At 51.2% G+C, this 15,322-nt stretch carries 14 protein-coding genes; 2 read left to right on the top strand and 12 right to left on the bottom strand.

From position 1 onward, the window contains the following. Positions 1-902 precede the first annotated feature (902 nt). From ACFVRY_RS16960 to ACFVRY_RS16935, 6 genes are all read right to left on the bottom strand, one after another. Positions 903-1,703: a Cof-type HAD-IIB family hydrolase gene (locus ACFVRY_RS16960; protein ID WP_387501391.1), complete on the bottom strand. Its 801-nt coding sequence runs from the start codon at positions 1,701-1,703 to the stop codon at positions 903-905. Positions 1,704-2,266: 563 nt separating this feature from the next. Next, positions 2,267-3,028, bottom strand: coding sequence for a pseudouridine synthase (locus tag ACFVRY_RS16955; RefSeq protein ID WP_175374374.1), 762 nt, complete (start codon positions 3,026-3,028; stop codon positions 2,267-2,269). Position 3,029: 1 nt separating this feature from the next. Then, a complete protein-coding gene (locus ACFVRY_RS16950; RefSeq protein WP_387501390.1) occupies positions 3,030-4,544 on the bottom strand; it encodes an RsmB/NOP family class I SAM-dependent RNA methyltransferase in 1,515 nt (504 codons plus the stop codon). Positions 4,545-4,661: 117 nt separating this feature from the next. After that, positions 4,662-5,120: a DUF309 domain-containing protein gene (locus tag ACFVRY_RS16945; RefSeq protein ID WP_387501389.1), complete on the bottom strand. Its 459-nt coding sequence runs from the start codon at positions 5,118-5,120 to the stop codon at positions 4,662-4,664. Next, positions 5,110-5,922: a GTP diphosphokinase gene (gene yjbM / locus ACFVRY_RS16940; protein ID WP_066371771.1), complete on the bottom strand. Its 813-nt coding sequence runs from the start codon at positions 5,920-5,922 to the stop codon at positions 5,110-5,112. The genes ACFVRY_RS16945 and yjbM overlap by 11 nt, the downstream gene beginning before the upstream one ends. A gap of 30 nt (positions 5,923-5,952) precedes the next feature. Next, a complete protein-coding gene (locus ACFVRY_RS16935; RefSeq protein ID WP_387501419.1) occupies positions 5,953-7,047 on the bottom strand; it encodes a quinone-dependent dihydroorotate dehydrogenase in 1,095 nt (364 codons plus the stop codon). Between the two features lie 211 nt (positions 7,048-7,258). Between ACFVRY_RS16935 and ACFVRY_RS16930 the strand changes: the two genes are divergently transcribed. Next, positions 7,259-7,396, top strand: a complete 138-nt coding sequence (locus tag ACFVRY_RS16930) for a hypothetical protein (RefSeq protein WP_387501388.1) — start codon at positions 7,259-7,261, stop codon at positions 7,394-7,396. Here the strand turns inward: ACFVRY_RS16930 and ACFVRY_RS16925 are convergent. From ACFVRY_RS16925 to ACFVRY_RS16915, 3 genes are all read right to left on the bottom strand, one after another. Further along, a complete protein-coding gene (locus ACFVRY_RS16925; protein WP_387501387.1) occupies positions 7,393-8,826 on the bottom strand; it encodes a L,D-transpeptidase family protein in 1,434 nt (477 codons plus the stop codon). The two genes, ACFVRY_RS16930 and ACFVRY_RS16925, sit on opposite strands and share 4 nt — an antisense overlap. Before the next feature lie 130 nt (positions 8,827-8,956). Next, on the bottom strand, positions 8,957-9,199 hold the full coding sequence (locus ACFVRY_RS16920) for a ferredoxin (protein ID WP_387501386.1): 243 nt from the start codon (positions 9,197-9,199) through the stop codon (positions 8,957-8,959). 162 nt (positions 9,200-9,361) lie between these two features. After that, a complete protein-coding gene (locus ACFVRY_RS16915) occupies positions 9,362-10,654 on the bottom strand; it encodes a DNA polymerase IV (protein ID WP_387501385.1) in 1,293 nt (430 codons plus the stop codon). A gap of 197 nt (positions 10,655-10,851) precedes the next feature. Here ACFVRY_RS16915 and cimA point away from each other — a divergent pair, with 197 nt between their 5' ends. Continuing rightward, positions 10,852-12,471 carry a citramalate synthase gene (gene cimA / locus ACFVRY_RS16910; RefSeq protein ID WP_387501384.1) on the top strand — a complete coding sequence of 540 codons (1,620 nt, stop codon included), beginning with the start codon at positions 10,852-10,854 and terminating at the stop codon, positions 12,469-12,471. Between the two features lie 77 nt (positions 12,472-12,548). Here cimA and ACFVRY_RS16905 read toward each other — a convergent pair whose 3' ends face one another. From ACFVRY_RS16905 to ACFVRY_RS16895, 3 genes are all read right to left on the bottom strand, one after another. Next, positions 12,549-13,109, bottom strand: coding sequence for a TlpA family protein disulfide reductase (locus ACFVRY_RS16905; protein WP_387501383.1), 561 nt, complete (start codon positions 13,107-13,109; stop codon positions 12,549-12,551). Positions 13,110-13,497: 388 nt separating this feature from the next. Continuing rightward, on the bottom strand, positions 13,498-14,247 hold the full coding sequence (locus tag ACFVRY_RS16900) for an exonuclease domain-containing protein (protein WP_387501382.1): 750 nt from the start codon (positions 14,245-14,247) through the stop codon (positions 13,498-13,500). After that, positions 14,244-15,317 carry a DUF294 nucleotidyltransferase-like domain-containing protein gene (locus ACFVRY_RS16895; protein WP_387501418.1) on the bottom strand — a complete coding sequence of 358 codons (1,074 nt, stop codon included), beginning with the start codon at positions 15,315-15,317 and terminating at the stop codon, positions 14,244-14,246. The genes ACFVRY_RS16900 and ACFVRY_RS16895 overlap by 4 nt, the downstream gene beginning before the upstream one ends. Positions 15,318-15,322 lie beyond the last annotated feature (5 nt).

Below are 15,322 nucleotides of genomic sequence, written 5' to 3'. Positions count from 1 at the left end.
CTGTCTCCAGATCGTTTTGAGTCACTTTACTACAGCAATCTAAAACTCGCGAATTGACCCTATTTACTGTGTCCACTCTATTGACAGAGGTACAATTATGCTGTTAGTTGGGAGATGGACCTTTTTTCACTCTTAACTAGACGGTAACTTCACCAGAATAATGTCTAGTCTTCTGTTCGAATGTTAATTTCACTTAGTTATAGTTAGATTATTTTGTCCCTACATAACATCTCCAGGTGCAGTTCTCTTGAATCTTCATTGGTTTAAACCCGGTCTGCCTGAGCAACTGCGCCTAAGCACCCTGAATACCTCTTGTACATCCTTTAGCAGATCCGGCCGAACCAGCCAGAAATAATGGGTCTGTATAGCTGTTATAATATCCAAAAGTCTCTTCATAAAGAGATAATGCTGAGACCTGACCTGTACTGATCTTGACCCTGCCGCTTGCCACTGCTTCCCTATTTTCGTGTGTTGAGGTTTCTACGGATTGCGGAGAAATATCAACACCGTAAATCTTGGAAAGTTTATATTTTTCGCAAATCTATGTATGGTCTGACCACCACCGCAGCCGATGTCCAGCATAACGGCATCTTCTTTTATCGCAATCCCGTGGAAAGCCCAGGAAAGCATCGTCGAATAAGCCTTGTTCATCATCTTTAGCATTACATTTATTGTATTTAATTTTACAAATAGTTACTATTTAATGCAATATTTAAAAAAGATTCTAATATGCCTATACGCTCAAAATTTCAGTGATTCGGCCTGATTTACCCCACTCAACCAAAGAATTGCCTGCTCTGATAAAAAAGACCGCAAACACTCATCACCTTTATCGGCTGATCTGTGTCTACAGTCTTTTATAACTAACCTTTTAATATGTCTTGTTCTCTCCACTTATCACTTTAGGACAAACAGTATTTTACGAGCGCATCACGTACGCCATGTTCATTGTTGGTGCCAGTGATGACATCAGCGGCCGCTTTGACCTCTACTGGGGAATTCTCCATCGCTACACCCAGACCAGCATAGGTCAGCATAGAAATATCATTGAAGTAGTTGCCGATTGATAGAACTTCCTCCCTAGGAACGCCGAGATCTGCTGCCAGGTTTTTTAGTGCATTCCCTTTGGACGCTTCTGGGTTCATAAAATCAATGAAAAATTCCCCGCTGCGCAAAATGTTATATTGCTGTGTCCAGGTGCCCCATTCCCGTTCTGCTTCATCCAGAATATCCGGCTTCGAGAACACAGTGAACTTCACGATCGGCTCCCGGAAATCTTCCCAGGCCGGCAGCGAGGCTGGTACAACCTGAAAATTCTCATACATATGATTAGCTTCTTTGGATAGGTTCTCTACATTGTCCACATACATATCAAAAGCCGTATTGATGTCAAAGTGCATCCCGCGCTCGCGGCAGTACTCGATATAAGGATCTAGTCCGCGGGCGTCTAGACCGTATTGATGCAGCACTTCCCGGTTTTCTACGCGTACCGTGGCTGCGCCGTTATGACCCAAAACATAACCCGACAATCCCATCTCCTGCATAAAAGGAATTGAATTTTGCGGGCTGCGCCCTGTGCACAATACAATTCGGCCACCCAGTCGCGTTACCTCGGCAATAGCTTGCACGTTCTCTTCACTTAGTTGATGATCATCATTGAGCAGTGTTCCATCGACATCCAGCGCAATTAGCTTGTATTTCATACTCCACCATCCTTGTCTGTCTTTGTTTGTTATCTGCTTAGCGAGGTCCATTATTTATGTGACTGTATGAAACGCACACCACAGGTTATATATCTCAGATGAATCAACTTCGGACGCATCCTTGGTACTCCTCATAGCTCCCCTATAGTAGCCCCATGAATTGCCTGAGTCTTGCTCCAGTATTCTGCAATCATTTGAGCAGCCACTGCAGTATAGAATACTTTGATTCCAGCACCAACTATAACAGGTTATAAAATAAGGGCAATCTTGTACCTTAATTTACAGAATACACCCATGGGCCAAGGAATAAGGGCATTAATGCACCTTATTTTTCGTGAATACACCCATCAAGCAGCGAAAGGAAGAATTTAGTGTGCAATTTTGCCTTTAATCGCTCTTTTTTCGTTTATTCAGCCTAATTAAGGTACCATTTTTCCTTTATTTTCTGCTACTCCCCTGTGCCAAGGTGAATTTGGCCTCCGAGCTATAGCTGAGTCACCCGAATTACGGCTTGCTCATAAAATTATTAATCAGCAGGGAGCCCAGCGGCCCTTTATCCGACCTCACCCTTCTCTACCCGCATCCAGCAAACGTAGCTCCTCAGCCGTCAGTTCGCGGCAGGCGCCCTGCGGCAGGCTTTCGTCCAGCTTCAGCCCGCCCATAGATACACGCTTCAGGAAGACTACCTTTTTGCCGACGGCCTGAAACATCCGTTTGACCTGATGGAATTTCCCTTCGGTAATCGTAAGCGAAATCTGCGAGATGACTTTGCTGCCGCGCTCGCGGCTAAGGATGGTCAGCTGCGCGGGTAGAGTCACATACCCGTCTTCAAGCTCCACACCGGCTGCGAAGGCCGCTACATCGGCAGCATCCACTTCGCCCTCCACTGTGGCTTCATAAGTCTTGGGCACATGTTTGCGCGGGGACAACAGTTCGTGAGCGAGCTTGCCGTCGTTGGTGAGCAGAAGTAGTCCTACCGTATCCTTATCCAGCCGGCCGACCGGAAACGGTTCGAAATGCGCGTATTCCTGGTCCAGCAGGTCAATTACAGTCCGATCCCGGCGGTCTTCCGTTGCCGAGAGAACGCCGGGGGGTTTATTCATCATAAGATATATATGTTCGCGGTACGTAAAACGTTGGCCGCCAATTTCTATGACATCTTGATTAGGGTCGACATGAATACCGCTGTCCTTGACCACGGTACCGTTCACTGTAATGAGGCCCTGCTTGGCCTGCTTACGAATCTCGCTGCGTGAACCGGCTCCGATATGGGACAGCACTTTATCCAAGCGTTGCTTCTTGCTGCTGTTACCTGAAGCTCCCATCTTACGTCCACCTCCATCCAGCGGGATATTCGTTCTTCAGCATGCCATCCTGCCATTTGCCCCATCCCGCACTGTAGCCGTCAATGCAGACCAGCACATAGCCCTTCAAGGGACTTCCAGGCTTAACGACCAGTCGCTCCTCAGGGATCGCCAAAGTCTCTCCCTTAAGATAAGAAACTGCCTCCCCGCTGGCACTAGACAACGACAGACTGCGGCTGCTTTCTTCAGGCCGCAGCGCGGTCGCCAGCGGATGGCCGGGAATGAACCGGCCATTGCGGACCTGTCCCAGGTACCAACCGGGACGAACCGCCTTAAGCCCGTTCAGTGTCGCCTGTGGCAGCGGCGACAGGTACAGATGGTCACCGAACAGCACGGGGTGACCTTCAGGCTCCGGGCTTAGCTGTTCGCGAGCCCAGTCGCGGTATGCAGACAGCGCGGTCTCTTCAGCAGAGACCTGACCACCCCGGCCACCGTCTCGGCCGCTTGGCCGCCCGCCTTTGCCGCGCCCGTTCTCCGCGCGGCGCACGGTAGACTTACCAGACTCGGCCTTGCCCTTCCTAGGCCGAGCCGCGGCTGACAGTGTTACATCGTCAGCCGTATCGACTTCGGCACCTGGCTTCGCGGTGCCGTCATGCCTCAGCACGGCCATGAAGTGACCTTCGCCCTTCACCTTGTGCGGCCACAGCCGTGCCGTACCGGCAAGCTCGCCGAATCCCGGCGCGAACGATCCGGTGCCGCCCACGGGCACTACCGAAAAGTGCGGATGCGCCGCGAGGAAGGTTGCAATGCTACCTTCATTCTCTTCTGGGGAGAAGGTACAGGTGGAGTAGACAAGCGTTCCACCTGGGGCCAACGCCATTGCGGCCGAGTTTAGAATTTCCCGCTGCATAGCCGCATATTTGGCCGGTGTATCCGGCTCCCACTGACGCACCATGTCCTCGTCCTTGCGGAACATTCCCTCGCCGGAGCAAGGTGCATCGATCAGGATTTTGTCAAAAAAGCCAGGGAACGCCGCCGCGATTCGCTCCGGGCTCTCGTTCAGTACGATCCCGTTCCGAACGCCGTACAGCTCCAGATTCTTGGCCAGCGCCTTGGTCCGCTCGGAATGCAGATCATTGCTGATCAAGAGACCCTCGCCCTGAAGCTTGGCGGCAATCTGCGTGGATTTGCCCCCGGGAGCCGCGCACAGATCAAGTACACGGTCGCCGGGCTCTACGCCCAGAAGTTCCACCGGAGCCATAGCACTCGGCTCCTGAATGTAATACAAGCCCGCATGATAATAGGGATGCTTACCCGGACGCGCCCCTTCTTCAGTATAAAATCCCGTAGGACACCACGGGATAGGCTCAAGCCCAAGCGGCGTAAGCGCCCGCAGGGCTTCCACCGTTATTTTTAACGTGTTCACCCGGATGCCTCCATATGGAGTCTCCTTATAGGTGTCCGCAAATTGCTGATATTCCGTTCCCAGCAGTTCCTTCATCCGCTGGGTGAAAGTGCTGGGCAGTTGTGCCGCCATGATGCCGTCCTCCTGCTAAATAGGGTGATGAAAGACTCAAGGAACACCCTTGCGGGTGCCCCTTAAAGTAGACTGCTTATTCTATAAATCGAATTCCAAAAGAATAAGAGCGTTGACTTACTTGTGTTTCGGGTGTGCCCGGTCCGGTCGCTGCGGGCCCCTACGCTGGGGAATATTCGGCGTGATGCCTGTAGCCGCAACTCTCACTTGCTCCGCCAGGTCGTGATCAGCGATGTCGATGGTAAGATCGAAATAAGGAAACGGCTGATCAGCGAAATTCTCCAGACGAACACCATACTCCTTTACTTCACCCACCAGCTTTGCGAGATCAATACCGAGTGTCTGCGCCGGATAATTCTCGAGCTTGGCCGCCGCTCCCTGCAGCATCATTCTACCGCCGCGAACATTGTTGTTCCGGAAATGATATAGTCCAACGGCTACCTGTAGCAACCCCTTATATAACGGGTCCTTGTCCTTGGCAAGCCACAGCTCCTCAAGCACTTCATGACACTCAAAATAATCTCTGTCCCGGTTAAAGTAGACCAGATATGCCAGATACAACGGTTCATAAACCATCCGGCAAATCGCCCTTCTTCGCTTCCGACAGCAGGCCGCGGACATGATCCAGTAATTCCTTCATAGCTTCCATATCATGAGCCTGCCATATCTCATTGAACCGCGCCTGGCTTTCGATGGCCTCATTGACCAGATGATAGAAATACAACTGGTGAATGGCCTTCAGCACTTGTGTGGTTGTGTTTGAGTTCTCCTCGAATGTCTTCTGGGCATCCAGAATCTCTTCACGAATGCTGGACATTTCACTGTCAAGGATCGAAGCCGCCTCCGCTGCCGTCTTCAGGCGCCCTCGGATGACATCCGGCAGGCTTTCGCGGTATTTATAATTCAGCGAGTGCTCAATCGTCGCCCAGAAATTCATCGCCAGTGTGCGGATCTGAATCTCGGCGAGCACAATTTTTTGGCCCAATGCAGTCTGCACGGGATATTTAATAATCATATGAAAGCTACGGTAGCCGCTATCTTTATAATTGGTGATGTAATCTTTCTCATAGAGGACTTCCAGGTCCTTGCGGGCCCGGATATATTCAGCCACTCTGCGGATATCCTCTACGAATTGGCACATAATGCGAATGCCGGCGATATCCTCAATGCCCGTCTCCAGATCTTCCATCTTCACATTCAGGCGCTTGGCCTTTTCCAGAATGCTGGAGAGCCGTTTTACCCGGCCGGTTACGAACTCGATTGGCGTATATTCCTCTCTTTTTTTCAACTCCGAACGCATGGTCTTAAACTTAACTTTCAGTTCCTCCACTGTTTGCTCATATGGAAGTAAAAAAGTTCCCCAATCCCTTCCGTCCATCGCCTTCGTCCTCCTGTCCTTTCGTCTTCCTCAGTGATGATCCGCGCCCACCGCTTCGGAAAGTGTACGGAATCCGTCCCGGCGCAGCAATTGCCGCAATCCGGCATGTAGCTTCCGGTTCACTTCTGGACCCTCATAGATGAGGGCTGTATAAATCTCAACTAGGCTCGCGCCCGCCCGGATTTTGTCATAGGCATCCTGACTGGTAAAAATCCCGCCTGAACCGATAATTGGCATCTTGCCGCCGGTCTGGCTGTAGATTTTGCGGATAATCTCGGTAGAACGGTCACGCAGCGGCTTGCCGCTGAGCCCCCCGGCCTCTCCCGCTTTCTCGTGACTCAGCCCCTCGCGGGTTATCGTAGTATTAGTAGCGATAATACCGTCCATCCCCGCTTCCGTCAGCGTATGTACCATATATTCCAGCTCGGTGTCGCTCACGTCGGGAGCGATCTTCACCAGCAGGCTTTTGTTCAGTCCGGTCGCCTTGCGCTGAATCTCCATCTCTTCCTTGACCTGGGCCAGCAGGAACGACAGTTCACTGCCGTGCTGAAGGCTACGCAGGTCCGGTGTATTCGGCGAGCTAATATTCACCACAAAAAAATCACCGTACGGATACAGCGTACGGATACATTGGCGATAATCCTCATGAGCTGCTTCATTATTTGTCGCCTTGTTCCGTCCAATATTAACCGCAACCGGAATTCTACGGTGCTTCAGTGCCTTCAGGCGCTGGACCATAGCCTCGGCCCCTTCATTATTGAAGCCCATCCGGTTGATCAGGGCCTCGTCTGAGGGCAGGCGGAACAACCGCGGGCTCTCGTTGCCCGGCTGTCCTTTGGGCGTCACCGTCCCCACTTCCATAAAACCAAAACCGATGGAAGAAAATCCCGGCACCGCTGCCGCGTTCTTATCCAGGCCCGCAGCCAGTCCCACCGGCGTAGGAAAATGAACGCCAAACAAATCGACAGCCATGTCAGCCGTCTCCGGCACCCCGTACATCAGACGCAGAGCCGCGCTGCCACCAGGCATGAATGCTGCTTTGTCCAGGCCGCCAACGACCAGATGGTGCGCCTTTTCCGGGTCCATTTTGAAGAAAATTGGTTTTCCAAAATTACGATACAGCACCATTCTCGCTCCTTCATGGGGTCATTGCTAGTGCTTAAGTCTCCCCGCTTCTGTAGGTTTCTACTTGATTTTAGCCTTTTCCGGGTGAAAAGAAAAGTTTTTTGCCCTTTCCCGCCCCAAAGGACCCGGACGCCAAGTATAGTAATTTTATTGTAAACGCATTACAATGTAAGGGTAATCACCGATTATAAGAGAAGGAAGGTCGAACTGTATGTCAACCAAACGTAAACCCCCTACACTGCAGCAGAAGAAGGAAGAAGTAAACCGCAAAGCCCTCTTGTGGATCGGCGTGAGCCTTGTTCTGCTTATCATTCTGATTATTGTTCTGTTAATTGTAGCAGGCAATTAGTTCAACCAGTGGTACTTTTTATGGGGGTTGGTCTGATTCTCTGAAGTTGCCGACGAGAAGCGTTCTTTCGGCAGCAGCAGTTCTGCAGGCAGAACCCCTCTGCTGATTTCTACCTTCGTTCCCTTAGGCGCCAGTGCGAACAATTCCTCTACATCCCCGCGTCTCATCCGAATACAGCCCAATGACTCATCCTTGCCAATGCTGTTCAGATCATTCGTGCCATGAATGGCATAATTCGTGTCAGAGAGCTGCATACCGCGGCTACCAAATTCTCCATTGTCATGCCCATTCGGGTTAACAACCTTATCCGATATCGCAAAACGCCCTTCAGGGGTACGGTCTCCACCAAGGCCTACTTCATAGTTCCGTAACATCACCGAGCCGCTGACGATTGCCAGACGGTGTGTTTGTTTATCTACAATAATAGTAAGCGGGCTGGCAAAAAAGGGCTGGCCCTGTGTCCCGCCACTGGCCCCTGACCCACTCTCGTCAGTCCCCTGAGTCGCTTGCGACGTAGCTGGCTGTTCCGGTTGATTACCACTGGCCCCCGGGCTTGCCGCCGCCCTGAGCGGCTTAAACGCCTGCTTCATAGTCGGCGTGGTACCCCCTAACCAATTCCCGGGAAACGGTCCTGCAAGTTCCTTCAAGGAATCTGGTAGTTTCCCCTTAGCGGACTGGTAGGCCTTCATCGCGCTCCACAGCACAGCTTGCTCCTCCTGAGCGTCTTGCCACTCTCCGGCCCGTTTGGCCAGCTCGCCATGCTCCGGCGGCTCACAGTTACAGACAGCAGGCTCATAGGACTGATACTCAATGGCTCCATTACCCTTCTTTTCGAGTGCAGTAATCAGTGGCAGCCGCTTCTTCCAGATCAGCCATTCTCCTTGACGTTTCATACCGAGCACTGCTGTCTTGGAACCAGGCTGCCCCCTACCGAGCATCGTGACCAGCAGCTTGCCAGCTGAGGAAGCGCCTCCACTTTCGACCGCTGTAAAGGCTAGCGTGGACTTAGCCAGAGTCTGACTATTTCCCGGTACAGCTATGGCAGGTACCTCTACTGGATCAACCGTGTCTGAATCCTCCGCAGCCGAAGCCCCATCGGCCTCCCATTGGCGGACAAGCCCCGGTGCAGCTGCCGAGGGAATAGCTATCATCAGCAAGAAGACCAGCGCCAGCAGGGCGCGGCGAATTTTCTTTCTTTTCCCCACTCGCTCTCGTTCCGCCTGAAGCAGCCCTTCCTCGTATTCACGAAGCATCTCCGCAGGTACTTTACTATGCTCGAACGCTTCATAGACATCCCCGGCCTGATTAAAGCAATAGTTCGCTTTGCCATGCTGTCCGTTCTTATAATATTCCTTCCCAAGCAAGTACCATGCCATCTTGTTATCAGGATGCATTTGCACATAGGCTTTGAGATGTTGTATATTTTTCATCGAGACCTCCGCTATTTAAAGATTCCTTCATTATTACTATCGGCTGAACAAGAAAAAAAAGACATCCCTAGCACCAAAATTGGGCCTAAGGATGTCTTTTATGTCGTATGACGATAATATCGCGGGTGAATTAACCTTCTTTATTAAACGGCTCGTCCGCAATCTTGATGGAATCGGTTGGACATCCGTCGCAAGCATCTTGCAGATCGTCGAACAGATCGTCTGGTATTGCCATTACGCCTTGGTTTCTGTCATTCTCATAAATAACTTCCGCCAAGCCTTCATCATCATAATCATAAATATCAGGGGCCGTTGCGCCACATGCACCGCATGCAATGCAAGTATCTTTCTCGACCCAAGTGTACTTAGCCATATTTATCTTTGCCTCCTGTTAAACAATGCAGCACCGTGAGAACGGTCTGTTATTTTTCTCATATTAATATAAAAGGAAGGCAATTTCAATGATATTTCAAGACGTTTGCATTTCTGCCTTAAAATACGACTGCTGATCTGAGCGGACAGTCACGCCCTTAATTCAATCTATTTCCCGCTCCAAATGGCCGAGATTATCTTTCTGCAGCGAGGTGCCCCGATCCTTATGGTTTCGCAATAGCGAGGAGTGTGTATCACTCAGCATCCCTGCCGTCAGCACCGCATTTTCGCCGAATTTATTACGCAGCATGTCCATGGCCTTGTTGAGCGATTCCTTCTTGGGCTGGCGTTCGTAATCGAAAAGATCCAGTTGAATCGCCGCCTCTTCCTTGAGAGACAACCCTTGAGAGGTCACTCCAAGCAGGCGCACAGGTTTGTCGCCCCGCCAGTGGCGCACATACAGGTCACAAGCCGCCTTGTAGATATCCTCAGCCGTCTCTGTAGGTGCATCCAGTTGCCGCGAACGGGTGATCGTCTTCATATCGGGCGTGCGGATGGTCAACTGGATACCAGCGGCTACTAGGCCCTGCTTGCGCAGCCTTCTTGCCACCTGGTCGCTCAGGTTGAGCAGGATGGGCCGGGCCTCCGCGATGCCTACAACATCCCGGGGCAGAGTGGTCGTATGCCCGATGGACTTACTCTGTTCCCGTTCCGGGTTGACAATGCCATGATCGATCCCATTGCCTGCCCGCTTCAGCCAGGAGCCCATTACACCAAAATGCTCAGTCAGCATCCGCTCGTCAGCAGCAGCCAGCTGTCCAATGCTGTAAATCCCAAGCTTCTTTAGTTTCTCCGCCGTCTTCCCGCCGATCCCGAACATTTCGTTGCAGGGCTTATGCCACAGAATATTCGGCACATCGCGCAGCCGCAGCACGGAAATACCACTCGGCTTTTTCAGATCGGAAGCCATCTTAGCCAAGAGTTTATTCGGAGCAATTCCAATAGAGCAAGGGAGGCCCAGTTCCTCCATAATGCGGCGCTGGATCTTCTCCGCAATCTCCATCGGTGTGCCAAACTGGCGGGAACCGGTAATATCCAGATAACATTCATCAATGGAGACCGCTTCAAGCAAAGGAGTGTAGCTATAGGCAATCTGCATGAACGCATTCGAATATTTGCGGTATAAATGAAAGTTTGGTTTAATAACGGTCAACGAAGGACAGATCCTCAGTGCCTTCTGCACTTGCATTCCCGTAGAGATTCCTTGTCGGCGCGCAGCATAGGAGCAAGTTACAATAATCCCCTTGCGCATCTCCACGCTCCCGGCCACTGCCGTCGGTTTGCCCTTATATTGATCCGGGTCCTCCGCCTCATGGACAGAGCAGTAAAAAGCGTTCATATCCACATGCAGGATCACCCGGCCGCTTGCGGGATAATATTGATCAACATTCTGCACAATATCTACCCTCTATCCTCTTATGGTTTCTATTGTCAGAACTAGAATACCGCTCCTCAGAGCGAAGGTCAACTCACGGAGCCTCCTTCTTTAGCACAAGTGTTCTCTGCCACGTTGCCGCATAAAAAAGTTCTCTGTTACATTCCCGCGTAAAAATGCTATAATGTATGAATTCATTTTCCTTAAGGAGGACTATCATGTCAAAGTCCATCTCCATCTTCGATACAACGTTGCGCGACGGCACCCAAGGTGAAGGTATCAGTCTGTCGGCCGACGACAAGCTGAAGATCGCCAAGAAACTCGATGATCTGGGTGTGCACTATATTGAAGGTGGCATCCCGGGAAGCAACAATAAAGACATCGAATTTTTCAAAAGAGTTAAGGAACTACACCTGAACGCCAAAATCACAGCCTTCGGCAGCACCCGCCGCAAGAACTCCCTGGCTGAGCATGACGACAATCTGCAGCGGATGATTGACGCGGGCGTGCCTGCAGCCACACTCGTAGGTAAGTCATGGGATTTCCATGTGCATACCGCACTCCAGACAACACTAGAGGAGAATCTCGCCATGATTGGGGATTCCATTTCCTTTCTGAAGCACAAGGGCCTTGAGGTTATTTTTGATGCCGAGCATTTCTTTGACGGCTATAAAAACAACCCCGAATATGCCGCTGCAGTCCTGGCCAAAGCAAGAGAAGCCGGCGCAGACTGGCTGGTCATGTGCGATACGAACGGCGGAACACTTCCCCATGAAATACAGGAGATCGTCACGTCATTGTCGGCACGGCTTCCAGAGGCCAAGTTTGGGATCCATACCCACAATGATTGCGAACTGGCGGTGGCCAATGCGCTTAGTGCCATCGGCGCAGGCGTCCGTCAGGTTCAGGGAACCATCAACGGTTACGGCGAACGCTGCGGCAACGCCAACCTGTGTTCCATCATCCCTACGTTGCAGCTTAAGATGGGTTACCACTGTATTCCGGGCGACAACCTGTCACAGCTCACCAACACTGCCCGCTTTATCAGCGAGGTAGCCAACGTGAACATGCCTGTGAATCAACCCTATGTAGGAAATGCTGCTTTCGCTCACAAGGGCGGTATTCACGTCTCCGCCATCCTGCGCGATTCTCGTACTTATGAGCATATTGCTCCCGAACTTGTCGGAAATAAGCAGCGCGTTCTGGTCTCGGAACTCGCAGGACAGAGCAACGTATTATCGAAAGCTCAGGATATGGGGCTTCATCTTGATCCTAGCAGCGAACAGGCTCGCAAAGTTATCGACAAGATCAAGACATTGGAACATCAAGGCTATCAGTTCGAGGGCGCAGATGCCTCACTGGAGCTGCTGCTTCGTGAAGCAACGGGTGAAGTGAATGAACTGTTTGTCTTCGAGTCCTTCAAGATGCTGGTGGAGAAAAATGCTGGCAGTCCCGTTGTCTCCGAAGCCTTTGTCAAGATCCGTGTTGGAAAAGAGAGCCTCTATACTGCCGCGGAAGGCAATGGTCCGGTCAATGCACTCGACAACGCGCTGCGCAAGGCTCTGCTAACCTACTTCCCACAGCTTAAGGAAATGCACCTCTCCGATTACAAGGTACGGGTTCTGGATGAACAGGATCAGACAGCGGCGAAAGTACGCGTATTGATCGAGTCGAAAGACTATCATCAAACCTGGAGTACCGTTGGTGTATCCAGTAACGTCATTGAAGCCAGTTGGGAAGCACTGGTCGACAGTATGCGTTATGCTCTGCTTGGCCAGATTTCCCAAGTGCATGAGCAGCTTGAAGATCATGAGCCAAGAGGCCTCGTTAACCATTAACGAAGCCGTAACACAGCAAAGCCCACTTTCAGCAGCCTGATTGCTGAAAGTGGGCTTTTTCCAATTATTCTTATTGCCTAAGAACCAGTGAGCGCGGTGATCTTCGCTTCCAGTTCCTCCGGCGTCAGGATACCAAGTATAATCTCGGAAATGACACCGTTCTTGTCAATAAGCACATTGGTGGGAAAGACTGCACCGTTATATTTGGCAAAGGCCTCACCCTTCTGGTCGTACATCACCGGAAATGTCAGCTTGAACTTCTTCACGAAGCGTTCGGCATTCGGCTTATAATCATGGCTGGTCACATTGATGCCGTAAATATCCAGCGTGCCCTTATATTTTGCGGCTATGACATTCAGCTCCGGAGCCTCCTGCTGGCAAGGATCGCACCAAGAAGCCCAAAAATTGAGCAGAACGGCTTTTTCTCTTTTGCCGCCTACTTGGTATGTGCTACCGTCACTTCCTTGAAGGGTTAACGTTGGCGCCAGCAATCCGGCACGCGGTCCAGATTCAGTGGGCAGCTCCTGCGACTTGAATACAGCTACCGCCTCTGATCCCCGTTCCCGCCACATTACAAGCACAACCAGAATAACAATCAAGGTTACTACCGCTAAATTCCGTTTATTAACAGCTTTCATTGGCGTCTGTTCCTTTGCGAAATGGGATAGTTTCTTACTATTGTACCCCCATTCGGTAAAGTTTCAAACCATCCATAAATTTGTGATAGATAAAAAAAGGATTCCGCCGCAAAGGACGAAACCCAAATGAAGAGAGGGGTGAACAATTGACAGACCGCCGGAGAAATGTCCAATCCATTGGATGGAGTCTTTCTTACAGCAAGCGCTGGGGAGGCACCCGCTGTCCAGTTGTCCGCGTCATACATCAGGAGTCCTGCCGGTTGCTGCCGCAGCGGGAGGCATGCGCATCGACAGCTCGTGTCAAGCGCAGGCGTAGCGCCTTACCCGCTGCGTTTTGTATCCCCATGCCCACGGTTATACACATAATGACTTTTATGAATTAGTGGTGCTAGGCTCTGCTTAAATAAGCGTACAAATCACCTAACGTCTCCACCTGACGCCGCTTGGCAATCTCACGAAGGTAAGCCACCCAGAGCTGCGCCGTCATTTTGGCATCCTCCAGAGCATGATGTCTCTCTGTAATCGGTATACTGTGTACGGCCAGCAGTTCATCCAGCGTATAGTTGCTCCGCTGTGGCTCCAGCCATCTAGCCAGCATCATCGTATCCAACACACGATGAGTTAGCTGAACCTTGGAGGTTTTCCAAAGGGCCGCATTTAGAAAAGCTTTGTCATGTGCACTGGCATGAGCCACCAGCACCCGCTGCCCTACAAAGGACATGAAGTTATGAAGCCCCTCCATCAGAGGCGGCGCTGTCCTGGTCATTTCCTCCGAGATTCCTGTGAGCTCCGTAATGTTACCCGGAATGGACGTCTGACAGTTGACCAAGGTATAGAAGCATTCTTCCTCCTTGATCTCCTCCCCCACTACCCGAATCGCCCCGAAGGACATAATCTCGTCCCCGTGCTGGTGAGAAAAGCCTGTTGTCTCCAAGTCGAAAATCACCGTCTCCAGCTGTGACAACGGAGTATGCAGCACCTCGGGCCGTCGTTTCTCCCGCATCAGCGAGCGGATAAAAGCCATCTGCTGGGCGGTCTGCTGCGCCGTTTCTCCGCCCCGCATAGAAGCAATCGCCGACGGCATCCCACCTTGTCTCAAGTTGTTCCAGAATCCGCCGCCCTTGTTCGGCTCCTTCATGACTGTCTCCTCTCCGCTGCTCTAAGCTGTCTCTGCAAAGCACGGTGAATACGCCTGACCAATAGCAGACTTCCACGCAAATCCGACATCAACTGCTTGTTCTTAAGGTCCTGCTCCGACACATAATCACTGCTGAGCAACAATCCATCCTGGGTGATATAAGATGTATTGGATCGCATTCGTAGCGCTGTCAGGAAGGCTGTGTGGATATCTACCAGATGATCATACTGCCCAAGTTTCTCCAGTTTCATAAGCCGATTCAAGGTAGCACTCTCCTGAATTCCATGCAGTAGAGACAAATGCCTTACACTATTAACCAGCGGGATATACATGCCGTATTTGATATCAAATCCTCCAGCGTAATCTCCGAAACGTTCAGTAAGCACTTGACCTAACAGGTTAAGTGTCGCCTTGTGACGAACTGTATTACGCAATACGGCAACGCTGAGCTTCTCATTGCCAATAAATCCTTCGTGGTAAGCCTTCAACCATTGTGCCGACAATTCAACGTCCCCAGCGACATGACGCATATCTGAAGCAATAATGAGATAACGGACTGGCTCCCATTCCAGCTGGTTTCTCCATCCTTCAAGCTGTTCCTTCCATTCCTGGAGCGTCTTGCGCCACATGGGCTCGGAACACATGACCTTGCCTTCGCATTTCTCATACCCCGCTTCTTCCAGCACATCGGATAGCAAAGTACCGAAGACCTCAAAATACCGGTTCTTGGCTCCATCCGGTTCCCCATCCACAATTAAACCGTTGTCCTGGTCGCTCCATAATGTAGCTTCCTGTCGGCCCGCACTGCCGAATACGATAAAGGAATAAGCGCAGGGAGGCGGGCCGTAGCCCGCCTCTCTCATCTGCGCCTCGCATATTTGCACAGCAGCCTTGGCGATGAGGTCATGCATGGCATTCACGCGTGACAGCCATTCCCCAATCGGAATCATGTTCAACTGCTGGAGAAGCACATTTTGACAGGCGATGCGCTTTATCTTAAGTTCATGTGGCGAACCGGCCGTTGCGATGGAAGTATAGTAGTTCTCATTCATCCATCCTGTAGACTCCATCGAAG

The organism is Paenibacillus sp. NPDC057934 (genome assembly GCF_042887565.1).
Lineage (GTDB): Bacteria > Bacillota > Bacilli > Paenibacillales > Paenibacillaceae > Paenibacillus_AQ.
Note: the sequence above shows the minus strand (reverse complement) of the source record. Positions and strands in the feature narration are given on the sequence as shown.

Bases quoted from the DNA above. Each gene is read 5' to 3' on its own strand.
- ACFVRY_RS16960 (WP_387501391.1), bottom strand. From the start codon at position 1,703: ATGAAATACAAGCTAATTGCGCTGGATGTCGATGGAACACTGCTCAAT.
- ACFVRY_RS16955 (WP_175374374.1), bottom strand. From the start codon at position 3,028: ATGGGAGCTTCAGGTAACAGCAGCAAGAAGCAACGCTTGGATAAAGTG.
- ACFVRY_RS16950 (WP_387501390.1), bottom strand. From the start codon at position 4,544: ATGGCGGCACAACTGCCCAGCACTTTCACCCAGCGGATGAAGGAACTG.
- ACFVRY_RS16945 (WP_387501389.1), bottom strand. From the start codon at position 5,120: ATGGTTTATGAACCGTTGTATCTGGCATATCTGGTCTACTTTAACCGG.
- yjbM (WP_066371771.1), bottom strand. From the start codon at position 5,922: ATGGACGGAAGGGATTGGGGAACTTTTTTACTTCCATATGAGCAAACA.
- ACFVRY_RS16930 (WP_387501388.1), top strand. From the start codon at position 7,259: ATGTCAACCAAACGTAAACCCCCTACACTGCAGCAGAAGAAGGAAGAA.
- ACFVRY_RS16925 (WP_387501387.1), bottom strand. From the start codon at position 8,826: ATGAAAAATATACAACATCTCAAAGCCTATGTGCAAATGCATCCTGAT.
- ACFVRY_RS16920 (WP_387501386.1), bottom strand. From the start codon at position 9,199: ATGGCTAAGTACACTTGGGTCGAGAAAGATACTTGCATTGCATGCGGT.
- cimA (WP_387501384.1), top strand. From the start codon at position 10,852: ATGTCAAAGTCCATCTCCATCTTCGATACAACGTTGCGCGACGGCACC.
- ACFVRY_RS16905 (WP_387501383.1), bottom strand. From the start codon at position 13,109: ATGAAAGCTGTTAATAAACGGAATTTAGCGGTAGTAACCTTGATTGTT.
- ACFVRY_RS16900 (WP_387501382.1), bottom strand. From the start codon at position 14,247: ATGAAGGAGCCGAACAAGGGCGGCGGATTCTGGAACAACTTGAGACAA.
- ACFVRY_RS16895 (WP_387501418.1), bottom strand. From the start codon at position 15,317: ATGGAGTCTACAGGATGGATGAATGAGAACTACTATACTTCCATCGCA.